This window comes from Pseudoclavibacter sp. JSM 162008 (assembly GCF_041366455.1).
GTDB lineage: Bacteria > Actinomycetota > Actinomycetes > Actinomycetales > Microbacteriaceae > Pseudoclavibacter.
The window spans coordinates 76,037-97,996 of sequence record NZ_JBEWYX010000013.1 but is presented as its reverse complement, the minus strand read 5'-3'; the positions used below and the strand labels follow the sequence as shown (position 1 = coordinate 97,996).

The following is a 21,960-nucleotide window of genomic DNA, read 5'->3' as shown; positions in this document are numbered from 1 at the left end:
TGGGGCGCTGGGGTGCTGGGACGCTGGGACGCTGGGACGTGGGGACGTGGGGTGCTGGGGTGCTGGGGTATTCAGGCGAGGAAGGTCAAGAGGGCTTCTGAGGTCGCTTCCGGCGCATCCATCGTGACGACGTGCCCCGCGTCGGGAATCACGACCTCCGTGAGTCGGTCGGCGGCCGCCCAGGCCGGCATGGCGCGTGCGATGTTGCCGGTTGTGTCGCGTTCGCCCCGCACCAGCAGGGTCGGCACCGGGGTGCGGTAGCTGGCGTCCGGACGCACGAACTCGGTCGTCGCGCGCCAGACGGCGATGAACTCGCCCTTCGACATGGACGCGAACGTTCGAGTCAGGGTGCCCCGCGCGGAGGCCGTGGTCGCCGAGGCATCTGCCATGAGCTGCGGGAGTCGGGCTGACGGGATGAGCCGCAGCATCGGCCCCGCGAGCCGGAGCGCGGCGCGCTCGCCGACAGTCAGCGGCCCCGCGTTCCAGGTCGCGTCGAGCACCGCGAGCCTCCCGTAGCGCTCCGGCGCGCGACGGACGAGTTCCTGCGCGAGGTTGCCGCCGAGCGAGTGCCCCACCAGCGACACCTCGCCGAGGTCGAGGTGGGCGATGAGTCGCTCGATGTCGCTCGCCAGCAGCTCCGGGGAGATCGCGATCGTGGTCGGGCGTGACCGGCCATGCCCCCGCAGATCGACGAGCACAACACGGTGACCGGCGCGACGGAGCGCGGCGGCCTGGCGCTCGAACATCGTATGGTCCGCGCCGGCGCCGTGCAGGAGGACGACGGAGCCCGGCACCGCACCGGGGCCGGTATCCGAGAACCAGATCGTGCATCCGCCGAGGCCGAGATGTCCGTCGAAGTTGGCCATGCCAGCAACGCTACCTCCGCTTCGGCCTGCCCGGATCCGCGTGAATTTGCACGCAAAACGGCGTTTCGTCCAGAAATCACCCTACGATTCACCCTGGGGGGACCACCGCTCGATCACACAACCCGGATGTGACCATGAAAAAGGCGCTCTCCCTCCTCGCCGCGCTGCTGCTCTCGGCCTCGGCCCTCACGTTCCTCGGAACCACGCCCGCGCAGGCCGCGTCCTTCGGGGTCGTGAACCAGGACGTCATGTCGCCCGCGAACTACGTCGCAAAGGGAAGCTACGCGACCACCACACCTCAGGGTGCGCCGGTCTCGTCGCTCTCCGCGCAGACCGCGGCGATGGTCGACACCCTCCCCGACCGGTACCTCAACGACTTCTGGAAGGGGCGCCTGAAGACCTCGACCAACCGCGAGAACTTCACCATCCCCATCTACACGGTCGACAGCTCGAGGGCCGACGCCAACTGGGTGACCGTCAAGATGCAGAGCTACGCGCTCTACCCGGACATCCATCCCGTCATGGAGGGCAAGGCGACGGCCTCGGCCACCGGTGGCACCTACGGCTTCCAGATCACCCCGTTCCAGTCGAACGCCAAGAACTACGGGAAAGTCGTCATCCCGGCGCACGCGGAACCAGGCGGACCGCTGCCCGGAGGGGACAAGTCGATGACCGTCGTCGACATCGCCACGGGCATCGTGCGCGGCTACTACGTCGCCGACAAGCAGGCCGATGGGTCCTGGCTCATGGGCGGCGGCTACCTCACCACGCTGAACTCGCCGAAGTCGACGAACTGGTTCGACCAGAACGAGTGGCTCAAGGCGGAGCGCGGCACGAGCTCCGTGGGTGGCGTCATGAACGAGTTCCTCATGGCGGGCGCCGAGGAGATCGCTGCCGGGTCGATCAACCACATCACCAGCTGGACCTTCCCATCGACCCGCGCGGGGGTCGCGATGTGGCCCGCCTATCAGACGGATGGCAAGCTGAGCGAGGCGCACGCGCCGAAGATGGGGCAGCGGTTCTGGATCCCGAACGACGCCGCGACCAACGCGAAGATCGCGGCCCTCGGCCTCTCCAGCTTCGAGAAGGTCGTCGTCAAGAACCTGCAGGAGTACGGGGGCATCGTCACCGACCAGAACTACTGGACCATGGCGCTCAACCTGCAGCATCCCGTGACCTTCACCGCCCAGGGCAAGCCCAACCCGTACCTGCCTGGCGGCATCGTTCACGACAAGCACGGCAACGTCGACCTGATCAACAAGATCCCGTGGACCCTCACCAAGTGGGGCGAGATCACCTCGAGCACGAAGCTGCCGCAGTTCGGCGCGCCCACCTCCACCCCGAAACCCACCGCCACCCCGACCGCGACGGCCACGCCGACGCCGACGGTGCAGCCCGGGGTCGCCGAGCGCATCGGCTCGGCCGACACCTACGCGAACGCCGTCACGGCATCCGGGAAGTTCAACACGGTCGGCGGCAAGCTCGTCATCGCCAGCGGAGACGGGGGAGTGGATGCGCTGCTCGCGGCCCCGGTCTCCGCGAAGATCGGCGGCAGCATGCTGCTCACCAAACCCAGCGCGCTGCCGACGAACGTCTCCGCGGAGCTGACGAGACTGAAACCCTCGGCGATCTTCGTGATCGGGCAGATCTCAGAAGCGCAGAAGACGGCGCTCGGGAAGCGCACTCCCAGGCTCGAGGTCGTCGCGGCGGCCGACAAGTCCGAGACCGCGCTGGCGGTGGCGAAGCGGTTCTTCCCGAACGACCCCGCCGTGTACATCGCCAACAGCGGCATGGCGACGGACATCGCCAACGCCGCCGGGCGGGCCGCACTTGCCAAGGCGCCGCTGCTCCTGACCGGGCCGACGCAGACCAGCGCCAACTTCAAAGCCTACTTCGCGACCGGGAAGGTCACCTCGGCCCGCGTCATCGGCACAGGAACATCGATCTCGGCGGCGGTCTTCAACGAGGTGAAGGCCAAGGTCGCGGCGACGACTCGGGTCAATTCCTCGGAGGCCTTCAGCGTCAACGCGGCCCTGCTCAAGGACTTCGATGCCGGCAGCGTCCGCCCGAAGGGCTTCGCGATCGCGAACTCCGGGAGTGCCGCTGACATCGCCGTGGCCCTCCTCGTCACAGCGCGCACCGGGTATCCAGTGGTGCTCGCCCAGGAATCGTGCGTCCCTGCGGGGGCGAGTGAGGTCACCGCGAAGTACCCCGGCGCCAATTACAGCATCGTCGGGACGACCACCGACCTGGTCTCTGGAATCCACACGAAGCGCTGCACGTAGGAGTCGAGCAACGCGGTGGCCGCGACCGCCGGTCAGCGCTCGGGGGAAGGAGACAACCGGTAGAGCACCTGCGGCCGCCCGCGCTTGCCGTACCGGTGCGCGAGGTCGATCACCCCTGTGACCACGAGGTGGTCGAGGTAGCGTCTGGCCGTCGCACGGGAGATCTCGCATGCCTCGGCCACGTCGAGCACCGTCGCGGGGACCACCGGGTCGAGCGCAGCAACGACCCGCTCAAGCGTCACCTGGGCCAGCCCCTTGGGAAGCTCGGTGGACGGTGATGCCCCGCTTCGGGCCGCGCTCGATGGGCCTCGCGGCGCTGCGGGCTGGCGGATGCTGCCGGTGGCCAGCAGGCGGTCGATCTCGCCTTGGCCGAGCGGCCGCTCGCGGTCGTTCGCCGAGCTCGCCCGACGCTCTGCGATGTAGAGGTCGAGGCGCTCCTGCAGGGCCGCCTGCGTGAACGGCTTGATGAGGTAGCCGACGACGTGCGCCGCGAGGGCCTGTCTCACCGTGGTCTGGTCGCGGGAGGAGCTGATCACCAGCACATCCGGCACCTTCGCTCCGAGCGTTCTGAGCCGGTGCAGCACCTCCACGCCGCTGATGTCGGGAAGCCGCATGTCGAGGAGGATGAGGTCGACGCCGCTCATGCTCTGCGCGAGTGCGGATTCACCCGTGCTGGCGGTCCCGGCGAGGGCGAACCCGGGGATGTCGGCGACGAACCCGCTGTGGAGCGCCCGAGCCCCGCGATCGTCGTCGACGACGAGCACCCTGATCGGGTTCGCAGTCGCCTGCGGGCTGCTGCCTTCTCGATCGCTCATCCGGCTCCTCTCATCCCTTTCGGCGCTGCCGCTGCCGCCGCGCCTGTGCCTGCCTCCGCGATCGCGTTCACCTCAGACGCTCGATCTCGAAGGCGAAGCGCGATCCGCCGAGTCTGGACGCCCCGACTTCGATGGTGCCGCCGCGCGATGTGACCGTCCGGCGGACAAGCTCGAGGCCGATGCCCCGTCCGAGCCCAGTGGGGTCCGCCTTGGACGAGAACCCTGGAGTGAAGATGCGGCCGCTCGCCTCGGCATCCAGACCTGGACCGTCGTCGTCGACGAGCCCGACGATGCGGTTGTCGCTCTCGCGAAGCGTGCAGCGCACCCGGGATGCGCCTGCCTCGCCCGCGTTGCGGCAGAGGTTCGCGATGACGGTCACGACTCCGTCGTCGATGTCGTCGTCGAGCTCCAGGTCGAAGCTCGCCTGCGATCCCAGCTCGTGCAGCTCAGCCCGCACCGCCTGCGTCGTGGCGTCAAGCAGGGGAAGGTGGATGCTCGAGTCGGTGCTGTCGGGGGCACCGACCCCTGCCGTCCGCACCGGCACGACCTCGTCGATGTACTCGAGCGCGTCCTGGGCGTCGCCCCTCGAGACGAGGCCGTGGACCACGTGCATGCGGGTGCTGAACTCGTGCGACTGCTCCCGCAGGGCGGTTGTCGTCCGCTGCATCTGCGCGTGCTCGGCGGCGAGCGCGTCGAGTCTGCGGAAGCGGCGCTCGACCGCGAACGCGAGGGCCGAGCTGGCGAGCGTGCCGAGGACGAGCGCGCCGATCGTCCAGGGGAGGAGCTCCCCGAGGGCCTCGGCGCCCTCCGCGGAGATGCTCGATTCGAGCACGCCGACGGCGACCATTCCGACGATGGCGCCGTCGTCCCCGAACACCGGGACCTTCGCGCGCAGCGAGGGGCCGGACGCGCCTTCCTCCGTCCCGAGGTATGGCTCACCGGCGAGCACGGACGCATTGGCCGTCGAGACCTGCACCCCGCGTTCGGCGGGGTCCGGATGCGTGATGCGGACGCCCTCGTCGTCGGTCACCACGACGTAGTAGACGCCCGTCGCGTTCTCGACGAGGCTTGCGAGCGGCTGCAGGTCATCAGTGGCCACGGCGAGGTCGTCCGCGTCAGCGAGCGCCGACGCGGTTCCCGCGTTCGCGACGCCTTCGAGCGCGCCCCGCACCTCATCCAGCTCCGCGAGGCTCGAGGCGACTTCCTGCACGCGCTCGGCGGTCGTGTCCCGCAGCTCACGTTCCTGCGCCGAGAACGCGATCGCGGCCGTGATCGAGACGGAACCGAGCGTGATGAGACTCGGCACCACGAGCATCCCGAGGCGCACGGCCCGCTGGTTGAGCTTGAACGGCAACGTGACCCTCACCTCCCGCGCTCTCGCGCTCTGGCCCTCCGGCCCGCTGCCGCCACTCGATGCCTCTTCGCACCGGGCTCACGAGCACTTATGAGCACAACTCCTCGTGGAGCTCCCCACGTTCGAACGCGATGCAATCCTAGGGCGATATTGCGGAGACAACGATGTCCGCGCGAATGGAGCAATGATGATCCGAGCAACGAGAGACCCGGTGGCACCGGACGAACCGGGTCGGCGGGCCAAGTCCGGTGGCGGGCGCGTCGTCGGCCGCGTCATCGGCGGGGTCGTGGCCGCCGCATCGATCGCCGTCGCGAGCTTCGGCTCGATCACGTCCGCCGCGGCGGATCAGGACATCAACGCGTCCATGACGATCATCGCCCCGGCAGCTGCCGGTGGCGGCTGGGACACCGTCGCCCGCGAACTGCAACAGGCGCAGAAAGCCAACGGGCTCGTCAACAACGTGCAGGTGGTCAACATGCCCGGGGCCGGCGGAACGATCGCGCTCGGCAACGTGAGTGTGCTCGATGGTGAACCCAACAACCTCCTCGTCGGAGGAACCGGCCTGCTGGCCGCCACCATCCAGTACGACTCCGCGGCGAAGCTCGAGGACGTCACGCCGCTCGCGGTGATGGTCGAGGAGTACGACGTCATCGTCGTCCCTGCCGACTCGCCGTACGAGACCCTCGAGGACCTCGCCACGGCATGGAAGGCCGACCCGAAGTCCATTCCATGGACGGGCGGTGGCTCGTTCGACCAGCTCGTGGTGACCGACCTCGCGCTGAGCGCAGGCATCGAGCCCGTCGACACCACCTACATCTCATCTGATGGAGGTGGCGAGGCCATTCAGGCGCTCCTCAACGGAACGGCGCAGGCCGCGGCCGGAGGCTACGCGGACAACATCGACCAGATCGAGGCCGGCAGGTTGCGGGCGCTCGCGGTCGTGGCGAAGGAGCCCATCGAAGGCGTCGACATTCCGACAGCCGCCGAGCAGGGCTACGACATCTCGCTCACGAACTGGCGATCGATTCACGCTCCCTCCGGCTTGACCGAGGAGCAGACGGACGCGCTCGCCGAACTCGTGGTGCAGACGACGGAGACGCCCGAGTGGCAGGACGCCATCGACAGGTACCACTGGAACGAGCGCCTCATCACGGGCGACGAGCTCGACACCTTCCTCGCTGAAGAGGAACTGCGCATCAAGGAGCTCTACGAGGAGATGGGACAATGACGCACCACGCGAACCCGACGGCCGCGTCAGCGGTCATCGGCGGAGACCTGACCTTCGCCGCCGGCCCGAGCAAGACGGCCACCCTCCTCAAGGGACTGACGATGCCGCTGGTCATCGCAGCCTTCGCCACCTACCTCGTCTTCGGCATCGTCACGATGAAGGTGCCAGAGGGCGCCGACTTCCCTGGACCGCAGTTCTTCCCCGGCCTCATCGCCGCCGGCCTGTACCTCTTCGCGGCTCTGCTCGCCGTCGATGCTGTCCGGGAGATGCGCGCGACCGCGGCCGCGGCCTCCGCGTCGACTATGACCGAGGAGGAGCTTCTCGCCCGTGCACTGGCCGACGACGAGGCGCTCGCCGCGGCGGGTGCAGCAGACGCCCCGCGCAAGGTGCGCGTCGACGTGAAGTCGTTCGCCTGGGTCGTCGGCTCGTTCCTGGTGTTCTCGCTGACGCTCGACCTGCTCGGCTGGGTCATCGCAGCCGCCCTCCTCTTCTGGTGCGTGGCCCGCGGCTTCGGTTCCACGAAGCCAGTGGCGAGCCTCGTCGTGGGCTTCACGCTGAGCTCGCTCGCCTACATCGCCTTCGACATGGCACTCGGCATGTCGCTCCCGTCCGGCATCCTCGGAGGTATCTGACATGGAAACGCTCCAACTCCTCATGGAGGGGTTCGCCGGTGCCCTCACCTGGCAGAACCTCATGTGGGTCTTCGTCGGGTGCCTCCTCGGCACCGCCGTCGGCGTGCTGCCGGGCCTCGGCTCCTCGATGGCGGTCGCCCTCCTGCTGCCCGTCACGTTCTCCCTCGAGCCGACGGCCGCGTTCATCATGTTCGCCGGCGTCTACTTCGGCGGGCTCTTCGGCGACTCGACCATGGGCATCCTGATGAACACGCCCGGCCAGGCATCAGCCATCGCCTCCACGTTCGAGGGCCACAAGATGGCGCTGAACGGGCGGGCCGCTCAGGCGCTCGCGACGGCTGCCATCGGCGCCTTCATCGGTGGCTTCATCGCCTCGATCGTGGTGGTCTTCCTGGCCCCCGCGCTTGCCGACTTCTCCAGCAGCTTCGGGCCGGCGGAGTTCTTCGCCCTGGCAGTGTTCGCGTTCGCGGCAACCTCCACCGTGGTCACCGACAACGTCGTCAAGGGGCTCACGGCCCTGTTCATCGGCCTCGGCATCGCCGTCATCGGCATCGACGGCGTCTCCGGCGCCCCGCGCTTCACGATGGACTCCCCGCAGCTGTTCGACGGCATATCGCTGGTGACCGTGACGGTCGCGGTCCTCGCGCTCGGCGAGGTCATCTACGTCGCCTGCCTCGAGCGGCACGTCAACGACAAGGGCCTGATCCGTCCGAAGGGGCGCCCGTGGCTGAGCCGCAAGGAATTCAAGGAGGCCATGCCGGCCTGGCTGCGTGGCACCGTCATCGGTCTCCCGTTCGGCGTGGTGCCGGCCGGTGGCTCCGAGATCCCCACGTTCCTCGCCTTCGGCTTGGAGAAGCGACTGGATGCGCGCCGCACGAACCCGCAGTTCGGCAAGGGCGCGATCAGGGGCCTCGCAGCCCCGGAGGCCGCTGGCAACGCGACGACGGGCATGGCGATGGGTGCGCTCCTGGCGCTCGGCCTCCCCATCTCGGCGACGGCAGCGATCATGCTCGCCGCGTTCCGTCAGTACGGCCTGCAGCCGGGCCCGCTGCTCTTCGACCGCGCCCCTGAGCTGGTCTGGGCGCTGCTCGCGAGCTTCTTCATCGCCATGGTGGTGCTGCTCGTCCTGAACCTGCCGTTCGCGATGCTGTGGGCGAAGCTGCTCCTCATCCCGCGCCCCTACCTGTACGCGGGCATCACGATCTTCTGCGCGCTCGGCATCTACGCCACGTCGGGTTCGACCTTCGACCTGCTCATGCTGCTCGGGGTCGGCCTGCTCGGCTTCCTGATGCGGGCTCTCGACTTCCCGATCGCACCGCTCATCATCGGCATGGTCCTCGGCCCACTGGCCGAGACGAGCCTGCGGGATGCGGCGATGAGCGCCAATGGCGACTTCTCCGTGCTCGTGCAGGGGCCGATCGCGATCGCGCTCTACACCCTCCTGGCGCTGGTGCTGGCCTTCACCGTGCGCGGCCGCCTCGTGGCTCGCAAGCGTGCGAAGCAGGAGGAGAAGGAGCTCGTGAACTCCGACGCACGATAACCCTCGGGGACGTGTTGGTTCAGACGCTGCTGGTTCCCGGCGTCTGGCCGACCATGGCGGCGGCGATCAATTCGATCGTCGCCGCCATGGCGCGTGCGGCGCGGGAGAGGGGCACGTCGCTGCGGTGCGCGAGGCTCACAGTGCGCTGCAGGCTCGAGTCGGTGAGACGGGCCGAGCGGAAGCCCTGACGTCCGCGGAGCACCATGGCCGGCACGACCGCCACGCCCAGGCCCAGCTCCACGAACCGGAGCACCGCATCCATCTCCGGCCCCTCGACGACGACGTTCGGGTGCAGACCCGCCTCGAGGTAGGCGGCCTCCGTCGTCGCGCGGAGGTCGTAGCCACGGTGGAAGACGACCTGTGGCTTGGCCGCAAGATCGGCGAGGGTGAGCGTCTGGGCGTCGAGCGCCCGGTCGCCCGTCAGGGAGGAGACGACGAGCAGCTCCTCGTTGAGCAGCGGGATCCGGCTCAGCGTCGCGCGCGGAGACTGCCGCGACTCGGGGGTCGTGATGAGCGCCAGGTCGAGTGCGCCTTCCGCGAGCTGCTCGATCAGCCCCTGCGAGCCGCTCTCCGAGACGTGCAGCTCGATGCCGGGATGCGATGCGTGGAACGACTGCAGCGCATCCGCCACGAGGCTCACGCAGAGCGACGGGGTCGCGCCGAGGCGCACCGTGCCCCGCTGCAGGTCGGCGAGCTCCGCCATCTCCCGGCGCACCGAGTCGGCGTCGGCGAGCATTCGCCTCGCGAGGGGGAGCAGGGATTCGCCGGCATCGGTGAGCGCGACCCGGCCGGGCGTGCGGTTGAACAGCGGCGCCCCGAGATCCTGCTCGAGGGTCGAGATCTGTCGGCTCAGCGAGGGCTGCGCGAGATGCAGCGCTTCCGCCGCCCGCGTGAAGTGCCCTTGCGAGGCGACCTCGACGAAGCTCCGCAACTGGTCCAAGTTCATGGCCATAGCCTACGCGCATCACCACGAGCAGGACTATGCATTGGAGTAATCACACGAAGCTCTCTAGCGTTGCTGTCATGACCGCGACAACGTCCATCGAACGCCAGATCTCCACCACCGTGCTCGTCATCGGAACCGGCGGTTCCGGGCTGCGCGCCGCCATCGAAGTCGCCGAGCAGGGCGTGGATGTGCTCGCCGTCGGCAAGCGACCCAAGCACGACGCCCACACCTCCCTCGCCGCCGGCGGCATCAACGCCGCCCTCGGAACCATGGACGAGGAGGACAGCTGGCAGCAGCACGCCGCCGACACCATCAAGGAGAGCTACTGGCTCGCCAACCCGCACACCGTCGAGATCGTGACCCGCGGAGCCGAGCAGGGCATCCGCGACCTCGAGCGCTACGGCATGGGCTTCCAGCGCGAAGGCGACGGCCGCATCTCGCAGCGCTTCTTCGGTGCCCACAAGTTCCGCCGCACCGCCTTCGCCGGCGACTACACCGGCCTCGAGATCCAGCGCTCCCTCGTCGCACGCAGCGAGCAGCTCGACATCCCGATCCTCGACACCGTCTACATCACGCGCATCCTCGTGAGCGACAACGTCGTCTTCGGCGCGTACGGCTTCGACATCAACGACGGAACCCGGTACCTCATCCACGCCGACTCCGTGATCCTCGCGGCCGGCGGCCACAACCGCATCTGGCGGCGCACGTCCTCCCGCCGCGACGAGAACACCGGCGACTCGTTCCGCCTCGCCGTCGAGGCCGGCGGGCGACTCCGGGACCCTGAGCTCGTGCAGTTCCACCCGTCCGGCATCATCGAGCCCGAGAACGCGGCCGGAACGCTCGTCTCCGAGGCCGCCCGCGGCGAAGGCGGCATCCTCACCAACGGCCTCGGTGAGCGCTTCATGGAACGCTACGACCCGGAGCGCATGGAGCTCTCGACGCGCGACCGCGTCGCCCTCGCCGCCTACACGGAGATCAAGGAGGGGCGAGGCACTGCGAACGGCGGCGTCTGGCTCGACGTGTCGCACCTGCCCCGCGAGACGATCATGAACCGCCTGCCGCGCATCTACCAGCAGATGCTCGAGCTGCAGATGCTGGACATCACCGAGAAGCCGATCGAGATCGCGCCAACCGCGCACTACTCGATGGGTGGCGTGTGGGTTCGCCCCGACGACCACAGCACCGACGTCGACGGCCTCTACGCCATCGGCGAGGCATCCAGCGGCCTGCACGGCGCGAACCGCCTCGGCGGCAACTCGCTCATCGAGCTGCTCGTGTTCGGCCGCATCGTCGGCCAAGCAGCCGTCGCGCACTCCGGGGGACTGGATGCGCAGCGCCGCTCAGCATCGGCCGTCGCGCAGGCACGCGGCGAGATCAACGACCTCCTCTCGGCCGACGGACGCGAGAACGTGCGCGCCCTGCAGCGCGCGATTCGCGACACGATGACCGAATACGCTGGCGTCGTTCGCGACGAAGAAGGGCTGAAGGCGGGCATCGCAGCGCTGGATGTCATCGAGTCGCGCATGGAGGACGTCGGCATCCACCCCGACATCGCCGGATTCCAGGACCTCGCGCACGCCTTCGACCTCAAGTCGTCCGCCCTCGCCGCTCGGGCGACGCTTGAGGCGGCCCTCGAGCGTCGCGAGACGCGCGGCTGCCACAACCGCAGCGACTTCCCCGAGCTCGACCCGGCCATGCAGGTGAACCTCGTGTGGTCGCCGAAGGGCGGCATCACGCGTGAGGAGATCCCGCCGGTGCCAGCCGAGATCGCCGAGCTCATCGGAGAGGTCTCCGTCGAAGGCAAGCTCGTCGAATAACGCGCTGGGGCCCGGACGGACCACGCACCGGTGGCGGCGGTGTGGTCGTCAAGACGCAGCTGACGTGACCACAGGTCCGCTCCCAGCGCCGGCTCCAAGAGCCACACCTCGTTCTTCGGGAACTGAACGGCGATTCAGCCCGGTCCGGGTCGACTGCACGCTCGCGGTCTGCCAGGATCGGGCTGTTCGTCATCGTAGAACTGGAGCGCACATGACAGCTGAAGCACTCGACCCCGAGCTCGGCTTCTTCGACGGGTGGGGCGCAGCCACCGAGGCGCTGGCAGAGCTGTCCGAGAAGCTGTCTTCGGAGCAGGGGATACGGGCTGGGGCCTAGACGCCGGGTGCCGACGAGCGCACAATGAAGTGCTCCATCAATCTCGCGACGTCAGGTTCCTGCTGGTGTGAAGGTGATCGTCAGCCAGTGTGAATGCCGTCGCCGTGCATCCTCTGCCAGGTACTCCCTATTCTGACCGGAGCTTTCTCATGAGCATCGACGACCCTTCCAACCCACTCGCGCGCCGAGCGCCACTCGGCGGCCGCACCGGCGTCGCGATCGTGGCGATCGTGCCCCTCCTCGCCCTCGCGGCGTTCCTCCTCATCGGATTCCTCGCCGGGGGATGGGGATGGGCGTGGATCTTCTTCCTCGCCATTCCCATCTCCGCGATCGTCGTCTACGGCGCCGGAGGCAGGAGCGGCCGTTGACCCGCCGAGGCCGGTGGCTCAGGCGCTGAATCTGACTCCGTTTTCCGCGCGGGGCACAAGACCGACCCCGTCGACGGGTTCCTCGAGCCGAGCCCAGAGGCGAAGTTCGCCGAACGGCCCGAGTTCACGCCCGAGGCGCTCCACAAGACCGCGATGATCGGCACGGCGGATGAGGTCATCGCTCGGCTGCGCGAGTACGAGGCGCTCGGCGTCGACGAGTTCAGCTTCTGGAGCGACAACTCGCTCTCACACGAGCAGAAGAAGCGCTCGCTCGAGCTGTTCATCGAGAAGGTCGTCCCGGAGTTCTCGTAGGACCTCCGCGAGACGGTGGACAGGCGGGCGGGTGCGGACACGCATCCGCCCGCAGGTGCGCCACCGGCCTCCGCTGTGGCGAGGCGCATCTCCGGCACCAGGGGAGGGATGTCAGCCGCCCGGGGGAAGTACGGCCCGCGTCGGCTCCGTAGCGTTGAGCGCAACGGAAACGACGATGGGAGATGACATGGACAGCACGCAGCAGGACGGCACTCGAGGTGGCGGCGCCAACGGCTCGACCCAGATGGGACCGGCATCGCTGTCGGACTCGCGATCGGCGTCGCCCTCGCCCTCATCCTCGACAGCTGGGCGATCGGCCTCGCCCTCGGGCTCGTCGTCGGCATCGTGACGGGTGCGATCCTCGCCCGCCTGGCCAAGCGCGGCGGGCGTCCGGGAGACCCTCGACCTGGGGACCCCCGTCCGGGCGCTACGCCTTCGGGCTCGTGAGCCGCGGCAGCAGCACCGGCGTCTCGCGCTTGTACGCCTCGTAGTCGGCGTCGCCGCCCCACTTCTTGTCGGCCTTCGCCTCAAGCAGCGGGACGCCGCTGACGCGCAGGAGCAGGAGCGCGACGAAGATCGGCGAGATGAGCGCAACCCACTGCCAGCCCACCAGGACCGGCGCGGCGACGATGGCGACGCCCACCCAGAGCAGGATCTCGCCGAAGTAGTTGGGGTGGCGCGAACGCGACCAGAGGCCCGAGCGGATGAAGCGGCCCTTGTTCGCGGGATCCGCCTTGAAGGCGTTCTTCTGCAGGTCGGCAGCGACCTCGATGATGAACCCGGCCGCCCACACGACGATGCCGACGACGCCCAGCCAGCCGAACGGCTCGCGGTCGTCGGTGCCGCCCGCGATGGCGATCCAGGCCGCGGCCGCAGTGAGGCTCACCCACAGCCCCTGCATGATCCAGACGCGAAGGAAGCGCAGTTTGTCGCCCTTGATGTCGTCGAAGCGGTCGTCGGAGCCGGAGCGGTGGATGCGCGCGAAGAGGAACGACCCGAGGCGGAGCGCCCACAGGATGACCATGGCGCCGAGTACCAAGGCGCGCGCATCCGGTTCGGGGGCCGCGACGAGGAGGCCGATCGTGACGACGATGAACGTCGCGCTTCCCGTGAGGTCGAAGAAGCGCTCGGTCTTCGCTGCCGCGGACGGCAGGTACACGAGGACCTGGATGAGGAAGGCCGCCGCGACCGCCCACGCGTAGAGGGGGATGCCGGCGAGCTGCGCTCCGCCCTGGCTCCCCGCGAGGGCGACGAGCGCCCCGATGAGGAGGGCGATGAGGATCGTGACGATCGTCGCCCTGTTCTTCTTGCCGGCGGTGCTGCTGCTCGCGGTGGTCTCGCTGCTCATGCTGGTGCCTCTCGAGGCGTCGGGCGCCTGGAACTGGCGCCGGGTGAACGGGGAAAGTCGGTGGGGCCGTGCGTCAGGCGTACAGGGCCGCGACGGCGTCGGTGCTGCGCTGCAGGACAGCGGCGCGCTTGAGCTTCAGCGTCGGCGTGATGAAGGTGGGGTCTTCGAGGTCGGTCGCGATGAGCGTGAAGCGTCGAACCTGCTCGCTTCGGGCGACGAGCGCGTTGGCCAGGTCGACGGCCGCCTGCACGTGGTCGCGCGCACGGGCGTCCACGACGGTGAGCAGCTCGTGGTGCGCGGGGTCCGGGTGGGTGGCGGCGGCGATCTCCGCCGAGAACTCGGCGAGCGCCTCCGGGTCGAGGATGATGAGCGCGGACAGGTAGTTGCGTCCCTCGCCGATCATGACGGCGTGCGAGACGAGCGGGTCGGACTCGACCGACGACTCCCACCTCATGGGCACGATCGTCTTGCCGTTCGAGGTGACGATGACGTCCTTGAGGCGGCCCTCCAGGATGACCCGCCCCTGCTCGTCGAGGCGGCCGAGGTCGCCGGTGCGGAAGAACCCGTCGACGAAGGCGTCGCGGTTGTGTTCCGGGTTGCGGTAGCCGCTGAAGACGCCGATGCCGCGGGCGAGGATCTCGCCGTCGTCGCTGATGCGGACCGTGGACCCGGGGAGCGGCCGGCCGACGGTGCCGGAGCGGATGTCGTTCGGCAGGTTGCCGGTGAGCGGCGCCGTGGTCTCGGTGAGGCCGTAGCCCTCGATGACGGGAACGCCGATGCCGCCGAAGAACAGGGACAGCTCGGCATCGAGCGTGGCGCCGCCGGAGAGGACGTGGGTGACGCGGCCGCCCATGACCTCGCGGAGGCGGCTGAAGAAGAGCCGGTCGAAGGCGCCGTGGCGGAGGCGCAGACCCATCGGCGCACGCGTCGTCGGGCTGGCGGTCTCGCGGAACGCGCCCCACTGCACCGCCGTGCGCTGCGCCGAAGCCCAGACCTTGCCGAGGCCCTTGGCCGCGGCCTTGGCCCCCGCGGCGGCCTGGATCTTCTGCAGCACTCGAGGCACGACGACAAGGAATGTTGGCGTGAGCTGCCCGAGCGTTCCCACGACAGCGGCCGGGTCGGCGAGATGGGCGATGCGCATGCCGCTGGCGAGGCAGATGAGCTGCAGGCCTCGCGCGAGCACGTGGGCGAGGGGCAGGAAGATGATCGTGTTGCCGGCAGGGTGCACGACCTCGCCGTAGGCGGCCGCGATGTTGAGCACCTGTCCGAGGAAGTTCTCATGCGTGAGGACGGCGCCCTTGGGCTCGCCGGTGGTCCCGGAGGTGTAGACGATGGTCGCGGGGGAGTCGGGCGTCGCGAGCAGTCGGCGCTCCTCGAGCGCCTCATCCGCCACACCGGCCCCGAGCGCGGCGAGGCGGTCGAGGTCGCGTCCCTCGTTCCGACCAGAGGTCGCATCCATCGACCAGACGCCGAGGGCGTCCGCGCCGCGCTCGGTGAGCGGTTCCTCGAGGAGACGAACGTGCTGCGCGCTGCCGCCGAACGCGAGGACGACGCGGGCGTCGTGGATGATCGCGGAGACCTGCGTGGGCGCCGACGTCTCGTAGATGGGCACGACGACGGCCCCGGCGAACCAGACCGCCAGATCGGCGACGGCCCACTCGTACCGGGTGGGCGCCATGATCGCGATCGAATCACCGGGGCGCACGCCAAGGGCGATGAGGCCCTTCGCGACGGCCCGGACCGCGTCGGTGTACTCGCGCGTGGAAACCTGACGCCAGAGAGCTGAGCGGTCACCGGAGTCGCTCGGCACGTCGAATGCGGCGTGGTCTGGCGCGACTTCCAGGCGTCGGACGAGCAGGTCGGTCACATTTCGGTACGTGCCCGCGGATCCGATGGTCTCGGGGCCCACAAGGAGAGGGGTGGTCGATTCCAGCACTGCAGCCGCCTTTCGCGCGCCGGGTCACTTCACCCGTGTGCGAGGAGATTCGGAGCAGGGGGGCCGGTGGATTGGACCGTATCGCAAACCGCGGCCACTCGGGCGCGACCCGCCGTAAGTAGCTAGGCGGCCTAGGTATCAGGCCACCTGAGCTGCAGACCGACGCTCGGAGTGGCTCTCGGGGTGGCTCTCGCGGTTGCTCCGAGGCCGACGGATGAGCGCGTCCGCCGCCCAGCGGCCCCCACCGGTCAGCACGAGCGCGATGCCGACGAGCGCCAGCACGAGCACGAACTCGTATCCGCCGTCCTGGGCGAAGAAGCCAGCAGTAAAGTGCACGGTGAACATGGCCCCCAGGGAGACGACCGCGAGCAGCGCGGCGGCGACTCGCGTGAACAGCCCGACGATGAGCAGGGCGCCGGCGACGATCTCGACGAATGGGAGCGCAGCCCCGGCGACGTCCGCGAGGGGGATGCCGAGGCCGCCGAGCATCTCCTGCACGCCGCCGATCCCGGTCGTCGTGAGCTTCTCGATGCCGTGCAGCAGCATGGTGGCGCCGAGGGCGAGTCGGAGGATGAGCAGTGCGGCGTTCGCTGAAGATGACATGCGCTCGACGGTCGGAAGGCCCCTCAGCTGAATGCTGAGAGGGGCGGCCGACCGTGCCACCGCGAAACCCGGGGAACGACCCGGGTCATGAGTTCGGCATGAGAAACGCCGTTCACGAACCAGTCACGCGCCGTTGAACGCAGTGCCTGCGCGTGGAAGGCTCGAGCACGGCCCCGTTCAGTACGTACCAGCGCGTATGAGGTTGCTATGACTCTCTCAGCCCGCGCGCTCCCGGGTGTGGCGGGCCACGTCAGCCAGCCAGCGGTTCGATCTTCGTGCCCGTCTCGCTCGCCTTGCCGAACTTCGGGGACGCGCCAACGAACGCGCAGCCGCGGAACGTGGTGGCCGCATTGAACTTCGCGCCGGTGAAGCTGCAGTCGATGAACCGCGTGTTGGTGAACTCCGCCCCCGTCAGCTCCGCGCCGTCGAAGGTGCAGTTCGAGAAGACGGTTCCTGGCACAGCGCGGAGGCGGCGCAGCTTCGAGCCGGCGAACGAGCAGTCCGACACCTCGGGTCCGATGGACGCCTGCGGGAGGTTCGCCCCCGTGAAGGTGCAGGCCCGCAGAGCACCCTCGAGTCGTGCGTGCGCCGTGACCTTCGCGTGCTCGAAGCGGACGTGCGTGAGCGTGCTGTCCCGGATGGTGAGGCCGCCCGTGAAACCGCTCGCGTCGACCTCGGAGACCTCGAGGTGGGTGATGCTCACGCCGAGGCTGCCGGCCTGCAGCCCTCGGAGGTCGGTCACCGAGGATTCCGGATCGTGCCAGCTCGGCGTGATGCGATGCGGCCCTGGAACCACCTCGGAGAGCCGCGCGAGCTGGGTCCGCAGCGACGAGAGCTCCGAGGAGGTCCAGCGGTCGCGCCGGGTCTTGCTGTCGGCGGCACTCATGCCGTCGAGCGTACTTGCCACGCGATGACTATCTTGGTGAGCGAGGCGATCAGATGAGTGCACAGGAGAAGGACCGGCTGGCCGCGTGGAGCAGCGAGCTGAGGGCCGTCCACGCGCGGCTGCGCAAGGCCCTGGCCGTCACGCGTGAGGCAGTGCAGCGCGGCGACCCGGCTGAGCCCGCCACCCGCGACCTGCTGCTGTACTGCCACGGCTTCTGCACCGCGCTCGACGGTCACCATCGGGGCGAGGACCGCGAGCTGTTCCCCGCGATCGCTGCGGCGCATCCCGAGCTGCGCGACACGCTTGCCCGCCTGCAGCAGGACCACTCGATGATCGGCCACCTCATCTCCGGGCTGCAGGCGTCCGTGGATGCGGGGGAGTCGCCGAGCGAGCTGGACCGGCACCTGGAGGGCATCGCGGCGATCATGGAGTCGCACTTCCGCTACGAGGAGCGCCAGCTGCTCGGGGTGCTGGAGACGCTGGCTCTCGACGCAGACCCGGCGGCAGCGCTCGGACCCCTCTAGCGAAGTGGCGGGGCGACAAGCCACTCCGAGCGTGCCGGGTAGTGCTCAGCGCTGACACTCACCGCCGCCCGGCGCCTACGCGCGGTGCGAGGTCCAGGCAGCCCAGAGTTCGCGGTACGGTCCCTCGATCTCGAGCAGCTCGTCGTGCGTTCCATCTTCGACGACCCGGCCATGCTCCATGACGAGCACCCGCTCGGCGCTGCTCGCCTGCGACAGGTGGTGGGCGATGGTCACGACCGTCCGCCCGGCGAGCGCCCGCCCCGCGGCGGCCTCCAGGTCGCGCGCGTCGGCGGTGTCGGCGTCCGCCGTCGCCTCGTCGAGGATCACGATCGGCGCCCGCGTCACGAGCGCACGCGCGAGGGCGAGGCGGTGCGCATCCGTTGCGCTCACCTCTGCGTTGCCCTCGCCGATCATCGTGTCGAGTCCGTCGCTGAAGGTGTGCCGCCAGCGGGGGCCCGCGACCGACTCGAGCGCTTCCCGCAGCTCGTCGTCGCTCGCCGACTCCCTCGCGATGAGCAGGTTGTGGCGGAGGGTGCCGGAGAAGACGTGCACGTCCTGGCTCACCATGACGATGCGACTCGCGCGTTCGAGCTCGCTCATCTCCGCCGGATCGAGGCCACCGACGTCGACGTGCCCATCGCGCACCTCGAGGAGGCCCATGAGCACGCGGGCGAGCGTGCTCTTGCCGGCGCCGGACGAACCGACCACGGCGACCCGCTGGCCGGCGGGGATGCGCAGCTCGTCGATCCAGAGCACGACCGGGCGCCCGGGGTAGGCGGCCTCCACGGACTCGAGGGCGATCTCGGGGGCCGGCGGTTCGCCAGCTGCGGCGCCGGCGATCGCCGCGCCCGCGTTCGCGAGGCTCTCCCCGAGGGCAACGCGCACACGCGGCTGCTCGTCTGGTGGGACCGGCGCCAGCTGGATGACACCCGCGACGCGAGCGAGCGAGGCGCCAGCCGACTGCAGGTCGTCGACGAGCATGAGCAGCGAGATGAAGGGGCCGAACAAGGCCTGGAAGAGCAGCGCCGCCGTCGTGACCTCGCCGATCGTCGCGGCACCGGTGAACGCGAGCCACGCCCCGACCAGGAGCACGGAGGTCAGGCCCACCGCCTCCGCCATGTTCATGCGGAACCCGAACCGGCTCTGCACGATGCGGGTGCGCAGCGCCCACCTGAGCACGTTCCAGGAGCGGGTGCGGAGGCGCTCCGTGACAGCCCCGCCCCACCCGTAGGCGTGCACGGTCGGGAGGGCCTGGATTGCGGACACCATCTCGCGGGACCGCGAGGCGATGGCGACGCGTTCCGCGGCGTAGAGGCGCGGCGCCTTCCGCAGGTAGCGCCAGAGCGCGAACGCGTGCACCGGAACGACCGTGAGCATGGCGAGCAGGAACAGCGGGTTCAGCACGGCGAGCCCGACGCCCGTCGCGACGACCGCCAGGCCGGCGGACACGACCGCGGGAACGGCGCCCGTCGTGACCTCGCCGACCGTGTCGACGTCGTCGGTTGCCCTCGAGACGAGCTCGCCGTCGGCGACCTCGTCCACCAGAACGGCGGGGAGGGCGAGCGACGCCGCCACGAAGTCCTCCCGGAGCCGTGCCAGCGCCGTCTCCAGGACCGCGGCGAGCGCCATCGACCCGAGCGCTCCGAGCGCCGCGCTGCCAGCGACACCGGCGAGCAGCATGAGGGCGACCTCGACGAGGCTCCGGTCGACACCCGTGACGGCGTCGACGAGGCGCCCGAGCCCCGCTGGGACCAGCAGGGCGGCCGCGGCGGCCGCGCCGAGCAGCACGATCGCGAGCACGAGCATCCACGGGCGCAGCGTCAGGAGGTGCCAGGCGAGGCGCGCGGAGCGCTTCCCGGTTGCGATGGGGAGCCCTGGTGCGGCTGGCTGTTCCGGTGCGGCTGGCTGGGCCTCGGCCTGCGAGCCCGGGGTGGTGGCGCTCACGCGATCGCCTCCGCGTAGTCGGCGTTGGTCGCGAGCAGCTCGTCGTGGCTGCCTTCGGCGGCGAGGGCGCCGTCGCGGACGACCAGCACGCGGTGCGCGCGCACGAGCAGCTGCGGGTTCGAGCACACGACGACCGTGGCGCGGGTCGCGGTTGCCGCGCGCATCCGCTCGCCGATGCGCTGCTCGGTGACGGCGTCGACGGAACCGGTCGGTTCGTGGAGCACGAGCACGGGAGCTGGTGCCGCGAGGGCCCTCGCGAGGGCGAGGCGCTGGCGTTGGCCGCCGGAGAGGGTTCTGCCCGCGCCGCCGAGCGGGGTGCGGATGCCATGGGGGAGCTGGTTGAGGACGTCCGTGAACGCTGCCGCGTCGAGCGCGTCGTGCGCCTCACGAAGCGAACGCGAGGCTGCGCCGATGCCGACGACGTTAGCCGCGATGGTGCCGGGCAGCGTGTGCGCGGCGTGCGGAGGCGCGGTCACGAGCTCGTGGAGGCTGGCGGCGTCGACCTCAGCAAGGGGCAGGCCGTCGACTGTGACGGTTCCCTGCGTCGGGTGGATGCGACCGCCGAGCAGCTGCACGAGCTCGGCCGCCTCGTGGGCCTCGGCGACGATGCCGACGGTCTCACCTCGCTCGACGGTGAAGCTCAGGTCGCGCAGGTGCTCGCCTGCGAGCCGGGCGACGGCGAGGGCCGGCTCCGTCCCGTTCGGGCGTCGATCGTCGTCTCGCGGTTCGCCGACGCTCGTCGTGTCGACGAGCGTCTCCCGCGCGTACGGCGCCTCCAGCAGCGAGAGCACGCGCTTTGCGGAGGCGCCCGCGCGGGCCCACACCGCTCCGACGTTGACGGCGAGCGCTTCCATCGGGCCCATGACGACCTGGACGACGCCGACCACGGTGATGAGCTGGCCGACCGTGATGGCGCCCTGGAATGCGAGGGCCGCGGCGATGACGCCGATCGCGACGACGAAGATGCCGGTCGCCGTGCTCGAGACGGCGACGAACCACGCCTCGGCGCGGCGCGTCGCGATCGCCGCGACGCGGGCGCGTTCGCTGGCCTCGGCATAGCTGCGCGAGGCGCGCCCCGTGGCTCCGAGGGCGGTGAGCGTGCGGAAGCCGGCGATGGCATTCGCCGCCAGCGAGGCGGAGTCTGCGGTGAGCCGCTGCTGGTCCTCAGCCCTCGCGCGGAGGTGCCGCCCGAAGCGGTCGAGCAGGAGCAGGAACACGGGGCCGCCGAGGATGACGGCGAGGCCGAGCGGCCAGGCGATGCTGATGAGGACGGCTCCGGCCGCCGCGACCGCCGCCAGCTCGGCGACCGGGTGCACGAAGAGGAGGCCGCCGAACGCGACGCGCTGCACATCCGAGCCGCCGATGCCGAGCAGCTCGCCGGTGGGCCGCTGCCGGTCGCCGAAGCCGCGCGGGTCGAGGGAGCGCTCGCTGACGCGCATGCGCAACTCGTGATGGGCCCGCTGGATGCCGTTGACGAGGAAGTACACGCCCGCCCGGTACGACCAGGCGAGGAGCACGAAGACGCCGACGAGCACCGCGGCCCAGACCGCGAGCTGCTGGAGGTCGCGGTCGACGATGCCGCGGTCGATGACGAGCCCGACCACGACCGGCACTGCCACCTCGCACAGCTGGTGCGAGACGAACAGGGTGGTCGCGGGCGCCAGCCAGCGCTTCACGCCAAGCGCGGTCTGCACGATGAGGCGACGCGGTCCGGTCGTCTGAGCTGCTGCTGGCACGCGGCGGCCTCCTGGCGGCTTCGGTCGGGACGCTCCGGATGCGCGAAGCCGCAACGAGCGACGCCCGTGGTGAGGGCGACCTCCCCATTTTTCCCTACAAACGCAAATTCCGCCCACTCCCTGTGGATGTGCGGGCACGTCGCGTCAGAATGAGCGCATGAATCCCAGGGATTTCGTGGTGGCGCGGCTCGACGAAGGCGGACTGCCTGACGGTGTGGAGCGCACGTATCGGCAGTTGCTCGTCGTCGCGGGCGAAGCCGTCACCGGTGGGGAGGACGACGACATCGTCGACTGGCTGCTCGGGGCCGACGAAGAGGAGAAGGCGATCGAGTACCTCTTCGGCGCGGATCCCGCCAGCGAGGGCGAGCGGCTGAGTCTGCAGCTGCTCGTGACGCTCGCGGCGACCTGGGACGAGCATCCGGACTTCGAGGCCAGCTGGCGGAGCAGGCTGCCGGGCGGTGGCGGTGGCGCTGACTGAAGTGGTCG

General features: G+C 69.9%; 20 protein-coding genes. 10 read left to right on the top strand and 10 right to left on the bottom strand.

Annotated features, from left to right (window positions below; translation table 11 throughout):
* Positions 1-71: 71 nt before the first annotated feature.
* On the bottom strand, positions 72-866 hold the full coding sequence (locus tag ABVF28_RS12065) for an alpha/beta fold hydrolase (RefSeq protein ID WP_371030646.1): 795 nt from the start codon (positions 864-866) through the stop codon (positions 72-74).
* A gap of 134 nt (positions 867-1,000) precedes the next feature.
* Between ABVF28_RS12065 and ABVF28_RS12060 the strand changes: the two genes are divergently transcribed.
* Positions 1,001-3,151, top strand: a complete 2,151-nt coding sequence (locus ABVF28_RS12060; RefSeq protein ID WP_371030645.1) for a cell wall-binding repeat-containing protein — start codon at positions 1,001-1,003, stop codon at positions 3,149-3,151.
* A gap of 32 nt (positions 3,152-3,183) precedes the next feature.
* On the opposite strand, the gene ABVF28_RS12055 is transcribed toward ABVF28_RS12060, so the two are convergent.
* Both ABVF28_RS12055 and ABVF28_RS12050 read right to left on the bottom strand, forming a co-directional pair.
* Entirely contained in the window at positions 3,184-3,966 is a 783-nt protein-coding gene (locus ABVF28_RS12055; RefSeq protein WP_371030644.1) for a response regulator, read from the bottom strand.
* A 67-nt stretch (positions 3,967-4,033) separates the two neighbouring features.
* Positions 4,034-5,320 carry an ATP-binding protein gene (locus ABVF28_RS12050; RefSeq protein WP_371030643.1) on the bottom strand — a complete coding sequence of 429 codons (1,287 nt, stop codon included), beginning with the start codon at positions 5,318-5,320 and terminating at the stop codon, positions 4,034-4,036.
* Between the two features lie 211 nt (positions 5,321-5,531).
* On the opposite strand from ABVF28_RS12050, the gene ABVF28_RS12045 reads away from it, so the two are divergent.
* From ABVF28_RS12045 to ABVF28_RS12035, 3 genes are read left to right on the top strand one after another with little or no spacing between them, the layout of a single operon-like run.
* Entirely contained in the window at positions 5,532-6,548 is a 1,017-nt protein-coding gene (locus ABVF28_RS12045) for a tripartite tricarboxylate transporter substrate binding protein (protein ID WP_371030642.1), read from the top strand.
* Positions 6,545-7,180 (top strand): tripartite tricarboxylate transporter TctB family protein, encoded by a 636-nt coding sequence (locus ABVF28_RS12040; RefSeq protein WP_371030641.1) that lies wholly within the window; start codon positions 6,545-6,547, stop codon positions 7,178-7,180. Before ABVF28_RS12045 ends, ABVF28_RS12040 begins: the two co-directional genes overlap by 4 nt.
* A gap of 1 nt (position 7,181) precedes the next feature.
* Positions 7,182-8,720 (top strand): tripartite tricarboxylate transporter permease, encoded by a 1,539-nt coding sequence (locus tag ABVF28_RS12035; RefSeq protein WP_371030640.1) that lies wholly within the window; start codon positions 7,182-7,184, stop codon positions 8,718-8,720.
* A 19-nt stretch (positions 8,721-8,739) separates the two neighbouring features.
* Here the strand turns inward: ABVF28_RS12035 and ABVF28_RS12030 are convergent, their stop codons facing one another.
* On the bottom strand, positions 8,740-9,666 hold the full coding sequence (locus ABVF28_RS12030; RefSeq protein WP_371030639.1) for a LysR family transcriptional regulator: 927 nt from the start codon (positions 9,664-9,666) through the stop codon (positions 8,740-8,742).
* 77 nt (positions 9,667-9,743) lie between these two features.
* Between ABVF28_RS12030 and ABVF28_RS12025 the strand changes: the two genes are divergently transcribed.
* From ABVF28_RS12025 to ABVF28_RS12010, 4 genes are all read left to right on the top strand, one after another.
* Positions 9,744-11,483, top strand: coding sequence for an FAD-binding protein (locus ABVF28_RS12025; protein WP_104311650.1), 1,740 nt, complete (start codon positions 9,744-9,746; stop codon positions 11,481-11,483).
* Positions 11,484-11,694: 211 nt separating this feature from the next.
* Complete coding sequence (locus ABVF28_RS12020; RefSeq protein ID WP_371030638.1) at positions 11,695-11,817, top strand: hypothetical protein; 123 nt, start codon at positions 11,695-11,697, stop codon at positions 11,815-11,817.
* A 149-nt stretch (positions 11,818-11,966) separates the two neighbouring features.
* The gene (locus ABVF28_RS12015) at positions 11,967-12,185 is read left to right on the top strand and encodes a hypothetical protein (RefSeq protein ID WP_371030637.1); all 219 of its coding nucleotides are present in this window, start codon (positions 11,967-11,969) and stop codon (positions 12,183-12,185) included.
* 153 nt (positions 12,186-12,338) lie between these two features.
* Positions 12,339-12,497: a hypothetical protein gene (locus tag ABVF28_RS12010; protein ID WP_371030636.1), complete on the top strand. Its 159-nt coding sequence runs from the start codon at positions 12,339-12,341 to the stop codon at positions 12,495-12,497.
* Between the two features lie 427 nt (positions 12,498-12,924).
* On the opposite strand, the gene ABVF28_RS12005 is transcribed toward ABVF28_RS12010, so the two are convergent.
* From ABVF28_RS12005 to ABVF28_RS11990, 4 genes are all read right to left on the bottom strand, one after another.
* Positions 12,925-13,845 carry a DUF1295 domain-containing protein gene (locus tag ABVF28_RS12005; RefSeq protein ID WP_371030635.1) on the bottom strand — a complete coding sequence of 307 codons (921 nt, stop codon included), beginning with the start codon at positions 13,843-13,845 and terminating at the stop codon, positions 12,925-12,927.
* A gap of 73 nt (positions 13,846-13,918) precedes the next feature.
* The gene (locus tag ABVF28_RS12000; RefSeq protein ID WP_371030634.1) at positions 13,919-15,781 is read right to left on the bottom strand and encodes a long-chain fatty acid--CoA ligase; all 1,863 of its coding nucleotides are present in this window, start codon (positions 15,779-15,781) and stop codon (positions 13,919-13,921) included.
* 138 nt (positions 15,782-15,919) lie between these two features.
* Positions 15,920-16,384 carry a DoxX family protein gene (locus tag ABVF28_RS11995; RefSeq protein WP_371030633.1) on the bottom strand — a complete coding sequence of 155 codons (465 nt, stop codon included), beginning with the start codon at positions 16,382-16,384 and terminating at the stop codon, positions 15,920-15,922.
* Between the two features lie 250 nt (positions 16,385-16,634).
* Positions 16,635-17,291: a pentapeptide repeat-containing protein gene (locus ABVF28_RS11990; RefSeq protein WP_371030632.1), complete on the bottom strand. Its 657-nt coding sequence runs from the start codon at positions 17,289-17,291 to the stop codon at positions 16,635-16,637.
* A gap of 32 nt (positions 17,292-17,323) precedes the next feature.
* Between ABVF28_RS11990 and ABVF28_RS11985 the strand changes: the two genes are divergently transcribed.
* The gene (locus ABVF28_RS11985) at positions 17,324-17,794 is read left to right on the top strand and encodes a hemerythrin domain-containing protein (RefSeq protein WP_371030631.1); all 471 of its coding nucleotides are present in this window, start codon (positions 17,324-17,326) and stop codon (positions 17,792-17,794) included.
* 75 nt (positions 17,795-17,869) lie between these two features.
* Here ABVF28_RS11985 and ABVF28_RS11980 read toward each other — a convergent pair whose 3' ends face one another.
* Complete coding sequence (locus tag ABVF28_RS11980) at positions 17,870-19,738, bottom strand: ABC transporter ATP-binding protein (RefSeq protein ID WP_371030630.1); 1,869 nt, start codon at positions 19,736-19,738, stop codon at positions 17,870-17,872.
* Positions 19,735-21,474: an ABC transporter transmembrane domain-containing protein gene (locus ABVF28_RS11975; protein ID WP_371030629.1), complete on the bottom strand. Its 1,740-nt coding sequence runs from the start codon at positions 21,472-21,474 to the stop codon at positions 19,735-19,737. Before ABVF28_RS11975 ends, ABVF28_RS11980 begins: the two co-directional genes overlap by 4 nt.
* A 157-nt stretch (positions 21,475-21,631) precedes the next feature.
* Here ABVF28_RS11975 and ABVF28_RS11970 point away from each other — a divergent pair, with 157 nt between their 5' ends.
* Positions 21,632-21,952, top strand: a complete 321-nt coding sequence (locus tag ABVF28_RS11970) for a hypothetical protein (RefSeq protein ID WP_371030628.1) — start codon at positions 21,632-21,634, stop codon at positions 21,950-21,952.
* The last annotated feature ends 8 nt before the right edge of the window (positions 21,953-21,960 follow it).